The following is a 15,689-nucleotide window of genomic DNA, read 5'->3' as shown; positions in this document are numbered from 1 at the left end:
TGGAAGGTCCCTCATCCTGAGGAGCGTGCGGAGCGCGCGTCTCGAAGGACGAGGGACCGTCTCCAGAAATCACGGCCTCCTGGCAGCGCAATCCTCGTCCTTCGAGACGCCGCCTTTGGCGGCTCCTCAGGATGAGGATTGCTTTGGGCAGCCCGGACTTGTGCCGCGCACAGCGCTTGCGCAATATCGCGCCGCAACATCGCCGCAGGAGCGTTCATGTCCGCCGCCGACGCCATCGCCCGACCCGATTTTTTCAGCCGCGAGCGAACCGTCGCATTGCCGACATTCAATCGCTGGCTCGTGCCGCCGGCGGCGCTCGCCATTCATCTGTGCATCGGCATGGCCTATGGCTTTTCCGTCTTCTGGCTGCCGCTGTCGCGGATCATTGGCGGCGCGCAGCCGAAGGAATGCGCAGAAACGCTCGGTCTTTTCGCGACGCTCGTCGCCACCGACTGCGACTGGAAGATCAGCTGGCTTGGCTGGACGTTCACGCTGTTTTTCGTCTTTCTGGGCTCCTCGGCGGCGGTCTTCGGCCATTGGCTCGAAACGGCCGGACCCCGCAAGGCCGGTCTCGCGGCGGCCTGCTGCTGGTGCGGCGGCCTGCTCATCTCGGCGCTCGGCGTCTATCTCCATCAGATCTGGATGCTCTGGATCGGCTCCGGCGTGATCGGCGGCATCGGCCTGGGGCTTGGATATATCTCGCCCGTCTCGACGCTCATCAAATGGTTTCCCGACCGGCGCGGCCTGGCGACGGGTCTCGCCATCATGGGATTTGGCGGCGGCGCCATGATCGGCGCGCCGCTCGCCGACCGGTTGATGAGCTTCTACGCCACGCCGGCTTCGCCGGGCGTCTGGCAGACCTTCGTGACGCTGGCAGCGATCTATTTCGCCTTCATGGTCGCCGGCGCGCTCAGCTACCGGGTGCCGTCCGAAGGTTGGGCGCCGGAAGGATTCACGCCGCCCGCGGCGGCCAAGAACGCCATGGTGACGCATCGTCACGTGCATCTCGACGTCGCATGGAAGACGCCGCAATTCTGGCTGCTCTGGGCCGTGCTCTGTCTCAACGTGTCGGCCGGCATCGGCGTTCTCGGCATGGCCTCGCCAATGCTGCAGGAAGTCTTCGGCGGCAGACTGATCGGCCTGGACTTGGGGTTCGATCAGCTCAATGCCGATCAGAAAAAGCAGATCGCGGCGATCGCGGCGGGCTTCACCGGCCTCTTGAGCCTGTGCAACATCGGCGGACGCATCGGCTGGGCCTCGGCGTCCGATAAGTTTGGCCGCAAGATCACTTACGCGATCTTTTTCATCGTCGGCATCGCGCTGTATTCGGCGATCCCCTTCGCCGCGAGCGGGGCGATCGTCGGCCTCTTCGTTCTGCTCTTTGCAGTCATCATCACCATGTATGGCGGCGGCTTCGCGACGATCCCCGCCTATCTCGCCGACATCTTCGGCACGCATCATGTCGGCGCCATCCACGGCCGGCTTCTGACCGCCTGGTCGACGGCGGGCGTGCTCGGGCCGGTGCTCGTCAATTACATTCGCGAATATCAGCTGAGCGTCGGCGCGCCGCGCGAGGCCGCCTATAATCAGACCATGTATGTGCTCGCAGGCCTGCTGCTCTGCGGTCTCGTCTGCAATCTGCTGGTGCGGCCCTGCGCCGAGAAATATTACATGAGCGATGAAGAGGTCGCGGCGCAAAAGCACATCACGGTCGCCGAGGTCGTCAAGGACGACGACGACGTCCACGCCGACTTCGAGGATTTTGTCGAAGAAGGGTTGGACCCCGCTGCGCCCGACGCCGATCCGCCGGCCGCCGCGCGCGCGCCGCCCGGCTCAAAGGGCGGATCGCTGCTGCTGGTTTTCGCCTGGGCCGCCGTCGGCGTCCCCCTCGCCTGGGGGGTCTGGATCACCCTGCTCAAAACCGCCACGCTGTTTCGCTGATTTTGGCGCGGAAGAGGGCCTTAAGGCGTAAGCGCCTTCAAAATCTTACCGCCACGCCGCCTGTCGCGCTAAAGATGTCCGCATTATTCGAAAACAGGCCATCGCAACGAATAAAGAGATCGGCTTGAGCCACAGGGAGGGATAGCTTGGCCCCAACTGCCGCGGCATTACGCGGCCAGCGCGCGCCCTCAACCCAAAAATTGGTACGCAGCGCGCCCTGGAAATTTTGCATGACCTTCCGGTTCACATCAGCGAAATCATGCGCCCAACCGGCTCGCCCAGAGAGAGTCAAGGGAGCGCTCCAGCCTAGCGGCAGGTCATAGGATAGCTCCGCGCCCAAAGCGCTCATTGCCGTAGCAGCCGTTCGCCCACCGACATTAAGGCTGACCGCCCCAGCTCCCTGCTCCGAAAAACGTCTCGCGAAAACCACGATGCTTTGGAATGAAGCAAAAGGCGTGGCTCTCAGCCTATCGCTCAACTGAAAATTATAGCCGACTTCCGCCGTGGAAAGCAGAGAATCGTTGTTAAAGCTCGCGGACGCCGCTCGCGCGAGCCCAGGGAAAGCAATGCTGCGGCCAACTCCTGTTTGGTTGTAGGAGTATCCCACAGCCGCGTCGATATAGACATTGCCTGAGGCATATCCCGCATAAGATCCTATGGAATAGCTATCAAGATTTCCCGAGCCGGAAACACCACTCACAGCAAATGCGCTACGTGAGTAGGCTGCGCTCAGACCAAAGAGAAGCGCCGGACTGAAAAGGTAATCCGCTCCGACCGCCGCTCCCCCGCCGGAGAAGCGCAATCCTTCAAAATCTTGGCTTCCGTAGAGCGAGGCCGCTCCTCCAAACCCGCTGATCCAGGGCCGCCAACCATTTGGTAAGCGCGGAACCGTTGGGACGCGCGCCAAATGCGTTTGATCTCGCACAACCTGAGCAAACATGCGTCCGGCCCCAATCACAACCGACGCGACGTTAGCGTAAACCTCACCGTCCAGCTGCCTCAAGGCATAACGCAAGGCGCCCGAATCGCCGTAGTTGAGGAGATCGAGCGAGTTATAAACGCCATCCATATCGGTGAACTGCGCGGGAAAAATCGCGTGGTCGAGGGCGAAGGCGACCGCCCCAGGATTGCCGCCTCCCGCACGAGGACCATAAGCCAGCGCGAAAAGTCCGATGGATTGCCGATTGACGAAAATGTCTCGGTCTAAAAACCTTGGATCGGAACCCGGCCCACATCCGCTTGGGCTTTGTCCAATTAAGTAGCCTTGAATTGCGCCGCCATTTCCCCAGAAGCCGAGTGGTTGAACTTGTTGCGAGTTCGTAATGGGACCCGCTTGCCCGAGGATCATACAAGTGTGGGCGGGCAGCAATGCGATGGTCTGCATTGTCGGAGTGGTGGGCAGAGCCAAAACGTCTTTGATTTGCTCCGCGGTCAACCCCCGCACTTGGTTGGACGGCACAACCCAGCTCCCTGCCGGACTGCTCGTAGCGTCGTAAAAGCGCACATATTGAGTTGGCGTTGAGGTCCATACCACCGCCACGGCGGCAAGCGTTGAATTGACGAAAGGCGGCGTCGTCGTCGATGGCCAAGTATAAGGCAACAGGTAAGTGTCGGCGTCGTGCCCGTTCGTAATCGACGGGTAAACCTGGCCCTGACATTTCGTCACCGTCTGACCTGGCGGGCAATCTTTGTTCCAAAGCGACTGGCCATAGGCGATCGGACCGGTAACGATTTGACCAGGGGGCAGCGTCAACGAACCCAGGCTCTGACCGTATGCCGGAGCGCTTATTGCCGCAGCGACGAGTGCGGCCGCATAAAAAATCCACCTTCCAGGAAAAAGATTTCCCATGCGGCCGCCCTGGTCCGATATTGCCGATCGGTAGGATGAATAAACATTCACATATCGCGGCTTACCGAGACTACGGCTTTTGCCAGTCGGAAGTTCTTTCGGAGCCGAGTGTGGCGCCTCAGCCACAGTCAGGGTCCGCTCTCGCACAAGGCTAAACGGACGCCGAGCCAGCCCTCGCGGATTTGGGCAGGGACGACGCGCGATGCCCGGGGGCAAACCCCCAGAGCGCTTGATGAAATGGAGAAGAGCATGGCCGGCCGAGCCGAATCCCGCGGTCCTGCGCGTCGCCTTGATCGTGGCCAGCTTGTTTGCCAGAAGTCGGAGTCGCTTGACGCCTTCGTGATTCGTCGCGGGGCCGACAAACGAGACGAGGGCCTCTATGGCGACCGCTTGCACGAATGGGCTCGACACCGGTTTTGTCGATCTCGGTTATATGAAAGTCGCCGTTCTTGGCGTGGTGCAGGGCATCACCGAGCTTCTGCCGATCTCCTCGACCGCGCATATGCGCATCGTGCCGGCGCTGCTCGGCTGGAAGGACCCTGGCTCCGCTTTCTCCGCGGCGATGCAGCTCGCGGCGCTCGCCGCCGTCGTCAGCTATTTCTGGAGCGACATCCGCGCGCTTGCCGAGGGGTCCGTGCGGGCGCTGGTGCGGCGCGATTTCAACGCCTGGACCTTTCGCTTCGTCGTCTGGATCGCGCTCGCGACCGTGCCGATCGGCATCGCCGGCCTCGCGCTGTCGCATACGCTCAACACCTGCGGCTCGCCATTGCGCACGCTGCCGGTGATCGGCATTTCCTCGATCGTGATGGCGGCGCTGCTCGCCATCGCCGAACTCTATTGCAATCATAAGCGCACGCTCGAACATGTCAGCCTGAAGGACGCGATGATCGTCGGCTTCGCGCAGGTCGGCGCGCTCATTCCGGGCGTCTCGCGCTCGGGCTCGACTCTGACGGCGGCGCTATTCCTCGACCTTAAGCGCGAGGAAGCGGCGCGCTTTTCCTTCCTGCTCGGCCTGCCGGCGATCGCCCTTGCGGGCCTCAAGGAGCTGTGGGAGCTGCATAAGGCGCAGCTCGATTTTCACGGCTGGGCGGTGCTGACGCTCGGGCTTTTCGTCGCGTCGATCTCCGCCTTTGTCGCGATCTGGGGCTTGCTGCGGATTCTCGAACGCTTCTCCGCTTGGCCCTTCGTCTTCTATCGCGCCTTCATCGGAATCGTGCTGCTTGTGGGGTTCTACGCGGGATGGCTGGCGTAAGGCCGTCATTGCGAGCGAAGCGAAGCAATCCAGAGTCGCGCCCACGGCTCTGGATTGCTTCGCTTCGCTCCGCTCCTCGCAATGACGGATATTGATTATTCCGCCGCTACTTTGAGACGTTCACGCGCCTCGGCCCGCAGATCGTCGATCGGCGCGAGTGCGCCCTTTTCTTCATAATGCCAGAAGGTCCAGCCGTTGCAGGCCGGCAGGCCCTGCGCCAGCGCCCCGGTCTTGTGGATCGAGCCGACGAAGCCGGAGAGCGACAGCGCGCCGTCGGCGCGCACCACCGCGCGATGGCGCCGCTTCGCGTCCCAGAGCGTCGCGCCGGGCGCGATGAGCCCCGCTTCGACGAGACTCGCGAAGGCGATGCGCGGCTCCGTGCGCTTAGACGGGGCCGTCGCGAGCGTTTCATGCGGCAAGGGTTCGATCGCCGCGATCCGCTCCCGCGCCGCGGCTCTGTAGTCGCCGTCGCGCTCGATGCCGAGCCAGTCGCGCCCGAGGCGCTTGGCGACGGCGCCGGTCGTTCCCGTGCCAAAGAAGGGGTCGAGCACCAGATCGCCGGGGCTCGAGGCGGCGAGAATGACGCGCGCGAGCAGCGCTTCCGGCTTTTGCGTCGGGTGGGTCTTGCGGCCGGCTCCATCCTTGAGACGCTCTGTCCCGCCGCAAATCGGCAGCAGCCAGTCGGAGCGAACCTGGCAATCCTCGTTCGCCGCCTTCAGCGCCTCGTAATTGAACGTGTAGTTTTTGGCGCTTTGGTCGCGCGCCGCCCAGATCATCGTCTCATGGGCGTTGGTGAAGCGCCGGCCACGAAAGTTCGGCATCGGATTATTTTTGCGCCAGACGATGTCATTCAGGATCCAGAAGCCCAGATCCTGCATGATCGCGCCGACGCGAAAAATATTGTGGTAGGAGCCGATCACGAAAATCGTCGCCGACGGCTTCATCACCCGGCGCGCCTGCGCGAGCCAGTCGCGCGTGAAGGCGTCATAGGCGGCGAAATTTGCGAATTTGTCCCAATCATTATCGACCGCATCGACGAGACTTTGATCCGGGCGATGCAGACGATTGGCGAGCTGCAGATTATAGGGCGGATCGGCGAAGACGAGGTCGACGCTCTCCTGCTCCAGTCGCTCCATCGATGCGACGCAGTCGCCGCAAAGGATTTCGTTGCGCGCCGTCGCGCGGAGCGGCCCTTCATTTGTGCGCCCGATACGCGTGACCTGATTTCGGGCTTTGAGGCGAGCCGCCCCGACGCGCGCGCTACGCATGAACTGAACACCATCAACGCAACCAACATGCGAGATAGTGAAGGAGGGAGGTAAAGGGGGCGTTTAGATTGGCAAAACGCCGGCGTCTCTTTTTCGAACGCAAGTCTTAAAGAAATAAAAAGGTTAGCGAATAGTTGACGAAGCCCTCACGCCTCGCGCACGGGCGCGAAGCTGACGCGGTGCGCCGGGCTCGCGCCGTGCAGCGCCAGCGCGTCAAGGTGACGCTGCACGGCGTAGCCGACATTGGTCTCAAACCCATAGTGGGGATAGTGGACGGCGAGGCGGCGCATCATGGCGTCGCGCGCGACCTTGGCGACGATCGAGGCTGCGGCGATAGACAGCGCGGTCGCGTCGCCCTTGATGATCAGCTGGCAGGGGCAGTTGACCGGCGGCCGGTCGTTGCCGTCGATGAGAAGATAGGCCGGCGTCTGGGAAAGGCCGGCGACGGCCCTCGCCATCGCCGCGAGCGTCGCCTGGCGGATATTGATGCGGTCGATTTCGGCGGGGGCGACGAAGGCGACGCTCACCGCGAGCGCGCTGGCCATGATGCGCTCAAACGCTTCTTCGCGCTGCGCCTGGTTCAGCGCCTTAGAATCATCGAGACCCCGCGGCCGTCGTTCGGGATCGAGAATCACCGCCGCCGCCGCCACCGGACCCGCAAGCGGCCCGCGTCCAACCTCGTCGACGCCGGCGATCGGCCAGACGCCTTTGCGGCGCAGCTGCGCTTCCAGCCGAAAATGGGGCCCCTTGGCCGTCACAAACGCTCCCCCGGGCGGATCGCTAAGGGTCCTGCGCGACGGTGGCGTCAGCGCAGGACCGCGCAGCGAATAAAGCGCCGAGGGTGGGCGGCTGGCAACCGGAAAGACGGCGCTTGCGGCGGCGTCCAGAGAATTCTCGGCCGCGCAGGCGCGATAAGCTTGCCGGAGACCAGCCCGAGATGGGCTCAGAAGAGGCTGAGCTGCTGCGGCGCGCGGCGCGGCGGCTCGAACAGATCCGTTCGCAATCTTGTTTTTTGCGTGAATCCTAGCCGGGCGGCGGCGAGCTCAAAACGCCGGCCGATCATCCAGGCGTAGGGCCCCTCGCCTTTCATGCGGGTTCCGAAGGACGCATCGTAAAGCTTGCCGTCTCGCGTCGAGCGCACGAGCGCGAGGGCTCTGCGGGCCCTGTCAGGAAAATGCGTCGCCAGCCATTCGGTGAAGAGATCGCGCAATTCAAGCGGCAGGCGCAGCATCACATAGCCCGCTTCCCGAGCGCCGGCGGCGTGCGCCCGCGTCAAGATTCGCTCGATCTCGTCGTCATTGATGGCGGGAATGATCGGCGCCGTCATCACCGCCGTCGGCACGCCGGCGGCGCTGAGCTTTTCGATGGTTTCGAGCCGCAGTTCCGGCGTTGCGGCGCGCGGCTCCATCAGCCGCGCGAGCTTGCGGTCGAGCGTCGTCACCGAGATCGCGACCTTCGCCAGGCCCTTGGCCGCCATTGGCGCGAGCAGATCGAGGTCGCGCAGCACCAGCGCCGACTTCGTCACGATGCCGACCGGATGATTGGCGCGCGCCAGCACTTCGAGGATCGAACGCATCACGCGATGGCTCTTCTCGGCGGGCTGATAGGGATCGGTGTTGGTGCCGATGGCGATCGTCTTGGGAACGTAGCGCGACGCCGACAATTCGCGTTCGAGAAGCTGCGCCGCGCCGTCCTTGACGAAGATCTCGGTCTCGAAATCGAGGCCGGGCGAAAAGCCCATATAGGCGTGCGTCGGCCGCGCGAAGCAATAGACGCAGCCATGCTCGCAGCCGCGATAGGGATTGATCGAGCGATCGAAGGAAATGTCCGGCGAATCATTCCTGGTGATGATCGTGCGCGGCTTCTCGACGTGAAAATTGGTCTTGAGCGCCGCAAGGCTCTCCAGCGAGCCCCAACCGTCGTCGGCTTCCTCGCGAGTCTCCTTTTCGAAGCGGCCGCTGCGCTTCGACAACGCGCCGCGTCCGCGCCGGCGATCGGCCTCAACGAGGGCCGCGGCGTCGATCCGCGGCGCGCCCTTTATCTCTGCCGATGCCTGAGCCGCACCCATGTTCGCAACCTCTACCCAGCGTCGCCCCGAGCATCGCCTGGCGACCGCTCAGAACTGACGCTAGACAGAACATATAGAGAACATTCTCGGCGCGCAAGGGCGAGCACATAAAAGCAGGCTGTCAGTTTGAATCAGGCCGATCGAGGCATTGAGCGGCCTCGGGGCGGGTGACCCGAGACTGAGTCTCGCTATTTCTATGCCCAAGAACAGGTCATCGACCAGAGAGCATCGCAGCGCGCGCGGCGATCAACCTCGCGAAAAGCCTTAGGGGAAATCCTCGATAGCTGGGGGCGTCGCTCGGCAATTCGGTCTCGGACCTTCGATGTTGTGTTTTGGTCCTCATCTCGATGGGCGTCAGATCGCCCTGATATCGGGATCGATAGGTGGAAACCCAAAACCCTGGATCGAACTTCAAAAACATACCTGAGTTACAGCAGGACGCGACGACCCTTCGCGTTCGGGATCGAGGTCTGAGCCTGTAACCACCAAGAGGTTCTCGCCCGACAAGACCTGGAATCGGTCGTCGCGATAGGTGAGATATGGCGTGCCGCCATCTGGGTCGCGGACGCGTGCGGCGTTCGGTAGAGCTTCGATCCGCCGGCCGCCGTCCTGACAATCGCGACAATAGCAAACGCCGCTCAAGATCGGCTCGCCAACCGCCTCACATTGAACACGCCCGCAAACGCATGACAATCTTCTTACGGTGAAGGACATTTGTAAGTCCAATTCGTCGTAAACCAGATGGGTAGCGCAGTAGCGGAATCATAGCCGGACAATCAAACTGAGACACTCCAAAAAAGCGCCGCTCTTGCGAGCGGCGGCCTTTGATGGAGCGGCTTTCACTTTTGGCGGCGGCGCGCGACGCTTCAACGCACGAGAATATTCCTGAACTGCCACGGATCGCTTTCGTCGATATCTTCCGGGAACAGCCCGGGACGCCCCTCGAGCGGCGTCCAATCCGTGTAATAGCCCTTCACCGGGCCAAGATACGGCAGCTGCACTTCGAGGCAGCGCTTGTAGTCGACCTCGTCGGCCTCGACGATTCCGGCCTGCGGATTCTCCAGCGCCCAGACCATGCCGGCGAGCGCCGCCGAACTCACCTGCAGTCCGGTGGCGTTCTGATAGGGCGCAAGATCGCGGGTCTCCTCGATCGAGAGTTGCGAACCATACCAATAGGCGTTCTTGGCGTGGCCATAGAGCAGCACGCCAAGTTCGTCGATTCCGTCGACGATCTCGTGTTCGTCGAGGATCGTCCAGCTCTCCTGCATCTTGCCGGCGGCGCCGAACATCTCGTGCAGGGAAAGCACGGCGTCGTCGGCGGGATGATAGGCGTAATGACAGGTCGGACGATAGATCGCCTGACCCTTATCGTCGCGCAGGGTGAGATAGTCCGCGATCGAGATCGACTCATTGTGAGTGACGAGGAAGCCATATTGCGGCCCCGGCGTCGGGCACCATGAGCGCACGCGCGTATTGGCGCCGGGCGACAGCAGATAGATCGCCGCGCCGCAGCCGGAGGGATGCGTGCAGCCGATGTCGGGCAAGGATTTTTCATGCGTGCCCCAGCCGAGTTCGGCGGGCTGCAGGCCCTCGGAGACAAAGCCTTCGACCGACCAGGTGTTGACGAAGACGTCGCGCGGCTTCGGATTGCGCGCGCGCTGGGTGTCGCGTTCGGCGATGTGAACGCCCTTGACCCCGAGCCTTTGGGCAAGCTCGCCCCATTCGGCGCGCGTCGCCGGCTCCTTGTCGAGCGCGCCCGTGTCGCGCGCGATATCGACGAGCGCCTGCTTCACGAACCATGAGACCATGCCGGGATTGGCGCCGACGCAGGAGACGGCCGTCGATCCGCCGGGATTTTTGCGGCGCTCCTCGAGCACCGTCTCGCGCAGCGCGTAATTGGTGCGCGCTTCATTGGACATCGTCTTGTCGAAGTAGAAGCCCGGCCATGGCTCCACCACCGTGTCGACGCACAGCGCGTTCAATTCGCGCGCGAGCTTGATGATCGCGAGCGAGGAAACGTCGACCGAGAGATTGACGATAAAGCCCTGGCCTTCGCCCTTCGTCAGCAGCGGGGTCAAGATCTCGCGGTAGTTCTCCGGCGTCAGCTTGGTTTTGAGAAACGCGATGCCGCGCTCGTCGAGCAGACGGCGATGCGTATCGACCGGGTCGATGACGGTGAAGCGCGATTTGTCGAAATCGAAATGGCGCTCGATCAGCGGCAAAATGCCTCGGCCGATGGAGCCGAAGCCGATCAGCACGATCGGACCGGTGATTTTGCCGTAGTTTGGCCAAGTCGACATGAGGCGCAGCTCCCGAGAAAGTTATTGCGCCGCGATAAAGCAAGCGCGGACGTATTAATCAAGAGCTTGAGCAGACGCGGGCGGCAGGGGCATGGCGCGGCGCTGCGCGCGCGCTTTTCGCCCGCGCTCGGCGAGGCGCAGGCCAATTGGGCGTCTTCGACGACATGGGGGTCGTGGCTCACCGAGTGATGAAGACGCGCAAGGGCCCCTTCTCCTTCGAGACGCCCTCTTCGAGGGCTCCTCAGGATGAGGGGCCTTTGGTTTCGCAAAACTGCGGTATTATGGCGCAAACGCCACAAGGCCTCTAGGCGATCATTTTTCGCCGCAGTGCTTGGGCCGCTATGTGCGGTACTCATGCTGGCTTCGGCGACACACGCCTTGGGCGAGTCAGCGCATTTTAGTTACCGCGACAATGTGATTAACGGATTCAATCCTGTATGGATGCGTTCCTACATCAAACCCGCCGTTTGTATTTGTGATCCAAGCTATTTTAAAGGAAAAAGCTTCGAAATTTGGAATAACCGTCCTGTATACGACACCAATAATAACTTTAAAGTTGAGCCTTTCAGCACCATCAAGCATGGTGGGAACTTGGCTGCTCGGCTGTATGACGCGATCTTCAATGAGATGGCGTCTTTCTCCTGGTCCGAGAGCCCCCCCATTTATGTCCCCACCACCGTTTCGCGTCTTGATTGTTTCAATAATGAAATTGGGGCCGATATTTGTGTTATTGTCAAACATGTTCAGCACGTTGGCATTAAAACACAAATCTGTTGCCGGAGTTTTTCCAGTATTTTCAAGGGTTGCGTTTATTTTAATACATGTGATGCCGTCGTCGCGTCTATAAACAGGGCCAATGCGATTGATTGTGACGATTACCCAAGCACGCAGATCGGCACGGCCGTTCATTTCAGCAATTTCATTCGACCTAGCTGCTTCAGCAGCAGCAGCAGCGGACGCCCTGGCAGCCTTGCCAGCTTCAATAGCTGCCCATCCAGTGAAGAATGCCGCAGCAACTCCGGCCAATACGCCGAAGACGGCGACCCACCATTGATCTTCAGAGGCTTGTGCCGAACGTCTCTGTTGGCACGCATCAGCATCTTCTCTAGTTGGTGGATCATAGCACTTATACTGATAAACGCTGGCTTTGGGCGTATCGTCGCTGGTAACGACTGTGGGCCTTGGGGATTGCCAGGTTATGGGCCCAGACCGAGATTGTTCGGCTTCTGGCTCTCGATATTCGGTTTTTTCTTGGCTATTGCTGGGTTGTTCCTCACCCGGGTTTTGAGCCACTGCACTTGAGTAGACAGCGATGCAGAGAAAGACGATCAATCCGCATCTAAATGCAGCGTTTTGCATCCTACCGCCTCTAAACATTGAATCAGAAACGCGGCGGTAAACCCGCCGCGGCTGATTTTATTGTTTAGATTCCGGTCTGTCTCCAGCAGCAGCGCGACTTAAATTTAAATTCTTGGAGTTTCACGCAGACGCAGCGGCGCTTCCGTCGATGCGTCCCTGCAGACCGTTGGGCAGGCGCGGATTGGGCAGAATATAGCGCCCGCGCTCGCGCACCATTTTTGTCACCGCCGCGAAATCGAGCTTGCCGGAACCAAGAAGCGGCACACTCTCGACGATCATGATCTCCGCCGGAATCATCAGGTCGGACGCGCCCTTCGATTTCGCATAGGCCTGGAAATCGGCGCGCGTCGCGTCCTTCCGCTGCGTGACGAGAATGATTCTCTCGCCCTTGCGCGGATCGATCTCGGTCGCCGCTGCCGACAGCGCGTCGGGCCAAAGTTCCGCGGCCAGCTGTTCGATCGCCGCGAGCGACACCATCTCGCCGCCGACCTTGGCGAAGCGCTTGGCGCGCCCCTTGATCGTCACATAGCCTTGCGCGTCGATCGTGACGATATCGCCCGTATCATGCCAGCCGTTCTCCGGCGGCTGCACCACGCCGGGCTTGTCGATCTTGAGATAGCCCATCATCACATTGGGACCGCGCACCAAGAGCCTTCCGCCGTCCTCCACGCCCGGAACCGGCTCGAGCCGATGTTCGACGCCCGGCATCAAACGTCCGACCGCGCCGAATTTGTTGAACGTCGGCGTGTTGAGCGCGAGTACCGGCGACGCTTCCGTCACGCCATAGCCTTCAAGGATGCGGACGCCGAACTTCTCCATCCATAGATCGCGCGTCGATTGCTTCACCGGCTCGGCGCCGGCGACGACATAACGGATCGATCGGAAGTCATAAGCGTGCGCCGGGCGCGCGTAACCGGCGAGAAAAGTGTCTGTCCCGAAAAGAATCGTGGCGTTTGAGCCGTAAACGAGCTCCGGCACGATGCGATAGTGCAAGGGCGAGGGATAAAGATAGATCGGAACGCCGGAGGAGAGCGGCAGCGTGAAACCGACCGTCAGACCGAAGGAATGGAACATCGGCAGCACGTTGAACACCTTGTCCGTGCGTCCGAAGTCGATGCGCGCCGCCGCTTGGGCGGCATTGGCGAGCATGTTTCGATGCGACAAGGCGACGCCCTTTGGCGCGCCTTCCGAACCCGAGGTGAAAAGGATCGCCGCCATCTCCTCGGCCTTGCGCGGGGCGACGGGTTTACGGAAGCGCCGAAAGGCGTCGAGCCTGTCGGCGAAGGAAATGCGCGTCCGCATGTCTTCGAGATAGACGAGCGAAACTTTCTCTTCGAGCGCAGCTGCAAGCTTTTCGAGCTTGGCTTTCTCGATGAAGCCGCGCGACGTCAAAATTGTCCTCGCCTGCGCCGCCTCGCAACCCGCCAGAATATTGGCGGCGCCGGCGGTGAAGTTGATCATCGCCGGCGTGCGGCCGGCCGAAATGACCGCGAGGAACGCTATTCCTGCGCCATTGGCGTTCGGCAGCATCAGTCCGATCGCGTCGCCCGGCCTCCCAATGCCCGCAATCTTGCCGGCGAGCGCGCGCGTCCCGATCAGCAGCCTGCGATAGCTGAGCTTGCCGGCGATCGGATCTTCGAGAGCGACGCGCGACAGCCCGTGCGTGCGGGCGGCTTCAACGACGGCGTCGAACAAAGTGCGATCGACGTTTGAGGCGCGAAAGACGAGATCCGACATGATCTGATACAGCGCCGCGCCGGCCGCCATCCGCCGCGCCTTGCCTTTCAGCGCGTCATCGACCGTCAGGCGGATAGGTTCGAGCACGGTGAGCGTGAATTTCGGAAACCAGCGCCGGCGCGCCTGTTCGCGCGTCAGCCGCGAGAACATCGTCGCCTCGGCGCCGTCGATGTGCACCGGGACAACCATCGCGCCCGACTTCTCTGCGATCAGCCCCGCGCCGTCATAGACCTTCATCAGACTGCCGGTGACCGTAAGCCGGCCTTCCGGGAAGATGACAAGCGGATTCCCGTCCTTGACCGCATTGATGAGCGCGCGCGCGCCAAGCGGATTGGCTGGATCAAGCGGGATCACGCGCATGAGTTTCAAAAACGGCTTCGCCCACCATGTCTTCGAGATCGCGCGGTCAACGGCGAAGACCGGCTGCTTTGGCATGACGGCGAAAATCGCCGCGGCGTCGAGAAAGCTCACATGGTTGAGCGCGACGATCGGATTGGGTCCCGCCTTCTCGAAATTCTCGTATCCCTTAACCTCGAGACGGTAGAAGGCGCGAAAATAGATCGAGAGCAGATCCTGCAAAGGCGACGCGACGACCGCGTTGACGATCCAGATCGAAGCGACGAATGCAACGACGGCCAAGCCAATCAGCAGCGCCGCGAAAGAGACGCCCAAGCTCTGCAATCCCGCAACCCCGACGCCGCCGAGCGCCATGAACGCGGCGTTCTGCACATTCACGGCGGCGATGGTGCGGGCGCGCTGCTGAGGTGCGCTCTGCGCCTGAATGGCGGCGAAGGACGGAACGATCATCAGTCCGCCCGCGAGCGCGAGCAGTGAAAGATCGATCGCGGCGCGCCAGGCGAGCGGCTGAGCGAAATAGGCTTGCGGCGACAGCGCCGTCGCTGCGGCTGGCGCGGCCGAAAGGAGCAGAGCGAGGCCGAGGTCCGCGGACGCAAAAGCGACGAGCGCCGCGCCGACCGCACACGGCAGCAGCACGATCTTGCCCTTGAGCAGAAAGGCGGCGAGCCCCGATCCGATGGCGATGCCGACGGCGAACAGCGCCAGATGAATGCTGACGAGGATCTCCGCGCCATGCAGCGTCTGGGTGATGAGCGAGGGAGTGAGCGACATCGCGATGGAGCCGAACAGCCAGAAGAGGCTCGTCACCACGGCAAGCCGCCGTAGCGCTATTTGACCACGCAGATGCCGCAGCAATTTGAAGGTTGAGCGGAAGACGTTGGCGTCGATCGCAAGATCGGGATCGGCGCGACCCGTCGGGGGAATGAGCCATGCCGCGCCAAGAGCCAGCGCCGCGACGCCCATGACTCCCGCGGCGAGGATCACCCCGTCGCCGACATGCAACGCCATGCCGCCGGCGACCGTGCCGCTGAGAATTGCGAAAAAGGTCGCGCTCTCGACGAGCGCATTGCCCGCCGGAAGTTCCTCGCGCGTCAGATGGTCGGGCAAGATGCCGTATTTGACAGGGCCGAACAGCGCGCCGGTGACGCCGAAGAGGATGAGCGCGCCAAAGAGCGTGGGGATATTGGCGAACAGAAAGCCGGTCGCGGACAATGCCGCGACGGCGATCTCCGCGACGCTGAGCCAGCGCACGACCCGCGCCTTGTCATATTTGTCGGCGAATTCGCCGCCGATCGCCGACAAAAGAAAGAAAGGCGCGATGAAGGCCGCGCCGGCGAGCGTAACAAGCGACGCGCCGCCTTCGGCCGCGTGCGCCAAGATCAGCAGCACCAGAGCGTTCTTCAGGAAATTGTCGTTGAACGCCGCGAAGAACTGACGCCAAAACAATGGCGCGAAACGCCGCGAAGCGAGAAGCGAATGCGTCATGTCGAAGCTTCCGGGAGGTGCGTCGTGACTTTCGCCGATGAGCCTTAAGGATCGGTCAAGTCGGGCGCGTTGC

General features: G+C 62.0%; 10 protein-coding genes. 2 read left to right on the top strand and 8 right to left on the bottom strand.

Going from position 1 to position 15,689, the window contains the following annotated elements; all coding sequences use genetic code 11:
- The first annotated feature begins 216 nt into the window (after positions 1 to 216).
- Positions 217 to 1,941, top strand: coding sequence for an OFA family MFS transporter (locus tag IYW40_RS14925; RefSeq protein ID WP_196401119.1), 1,725 nt, complete (start codon positions 217 to 219; stop codon positions 1,939 to 1,941).
- Positions 1,942 to 1,978: 37 nt separating this feature from the next.
- On the opposite strand, the gene IYW40_RS14920 is transcribed toward IYW40_RS14925, so the two are convergent.
- Positions 1,979 to 3,790 (bottom strand): autotransporter outer membrane beta-barrel domain-containing protein, encoded by a 1,812-nt coding sequence (locus tag IYW40_RS14920; protein ID WP_196401118.1) that lies wholly within the window; start codon positions 3,788 to 3,790, stop codon positions 1,979 to 1,981.
- Positions 3,791 to 4,169: 379 nt separating this feature from the next.
- On the opposite strand from IYW40_RS14920, the gene uppP reads away from it, so the two are divergent.
- Positions 4,170 to 5,042 carry an undecaprenyl-diphosphatase UppP gene (uppP, locus tag IYW40_RS14915; RefSeq protein ID WP_196401117.1) on the top strand — a complete coding sequence of 291 codons (873 nt, stop codon included), beginning with the start codon at positions 4,170 to 4,172 and terminating at the stop codon, positions 5,040 to 5,042.
- A 95-nt stretch (positions 5,043 to 5,137) separates the two neighbouring features.
- Here the strand turns inward: uppP and IYW40_RS14910 are convergent, their stop codons facing one another.
- The 7 genes from IYW40_RS14910 to IYW40_RS14885 form a co-directional block, all read right to left on the bottom strand.
- Entirely contained in the window at positions 5,138 to 6,310 is a 1,173-nt protein-coding gene (locus tag IYW40_RS14910) for a site-specific DNA-methyltransferase (RefSeq protein ID WP_281432885.1), read from the bottom strand.
- A gap of 146 nt (positions 6,311 to 6,456) precedes the next feature.
- Complete coding sequence (locus tag IYW40_RS14905; protein WP_196401414.1) at positions 6,457 to 7,197, bottom strand: ribonuclease HII; 741 nt, start codon at positions 7,195 to 7,197, stop codon at positions 6,457 to 6,459.
- A 56-nt stretch (positions 7,198 to 7,253) separates the two neighbouring features.
- Entirely contained in the window at positions 7,254 to 8,378 is a 1,125-nt protein-coding gene (locus tag IYW40_RS14900) for a PA0069 family radical SAM protein (RefSeq protein ID WP_196401116.1), read from the bottom strand.
- Between the two features lie 866 nt (positions 8,379 to 9,244).
- Positions 9,245 to 10,678, bottom strand: coding sequence for a homospermidine synthase (locus IYW40_RS14895; protein WP_196401115.1), 1,434 nt, complete (start codon positions 10,676 to 10,678; stop codon positions 9,245 to 9,247).
- A 387-nt stretch (positions 10,679 to 11,065) separates the two neighbouring features.
- Positions 11,066 to 12,037, bottom strand: coding sequence for a hypothetical protein (locus IYW40_RS14890; RefSeq protein WP_196401114.1), 972 nt, complete (start codon positions 12,035 to 12,037; stop codon positions 11,066 to 11,068).
- Positions 12,007 to 12,093, bottom strand: a complete 87-nt coding sequence (locus IYW40_RS21910) for a DUF6471 domain-containing protein (protein ID WP_348644297.1) — start codon at positions 12,091 to 12,093, stop codon at positions 12,007 to 12,009. The genes IYW40_RS14890 and IYW40_RS21910 overlap by 31 nt, the downstream gene beginning before the upstream one ends.
- A 64-nt stretch (positions 12,094 to 12,157) precedes the next feature.
- Positions 12,158 to 15,616, bottom strand: coding sequence for an acyl-[ACP]--phospholipid O-acyltransferase (locus IYW40_RS14885; protein WP_196401113.1), 3,459 nt, complete (start codon positions 15,614 to 15,616; stop codon positions 12,158 to 12,160).
- Between the last annotated feature and the right edge of the window lie 73 nt (positions 15,617 to 15,689).

Origin of the sequence: Methylocystis sp. H4A, from assembly GCF_015709545.1 — a bacterium.
GTDB lineage: Bacteria > Pseudomonadota > Alphaproteobacteria > Rhizobiales > Beijerinckiaceae > Methylocystis > Methylocystis silviterrae.
The sequence above is the reverse complement of the archived record's forward strand: the minus strand, read 5'-3'. Positions and strand labels throughout refer to the sequence as shown.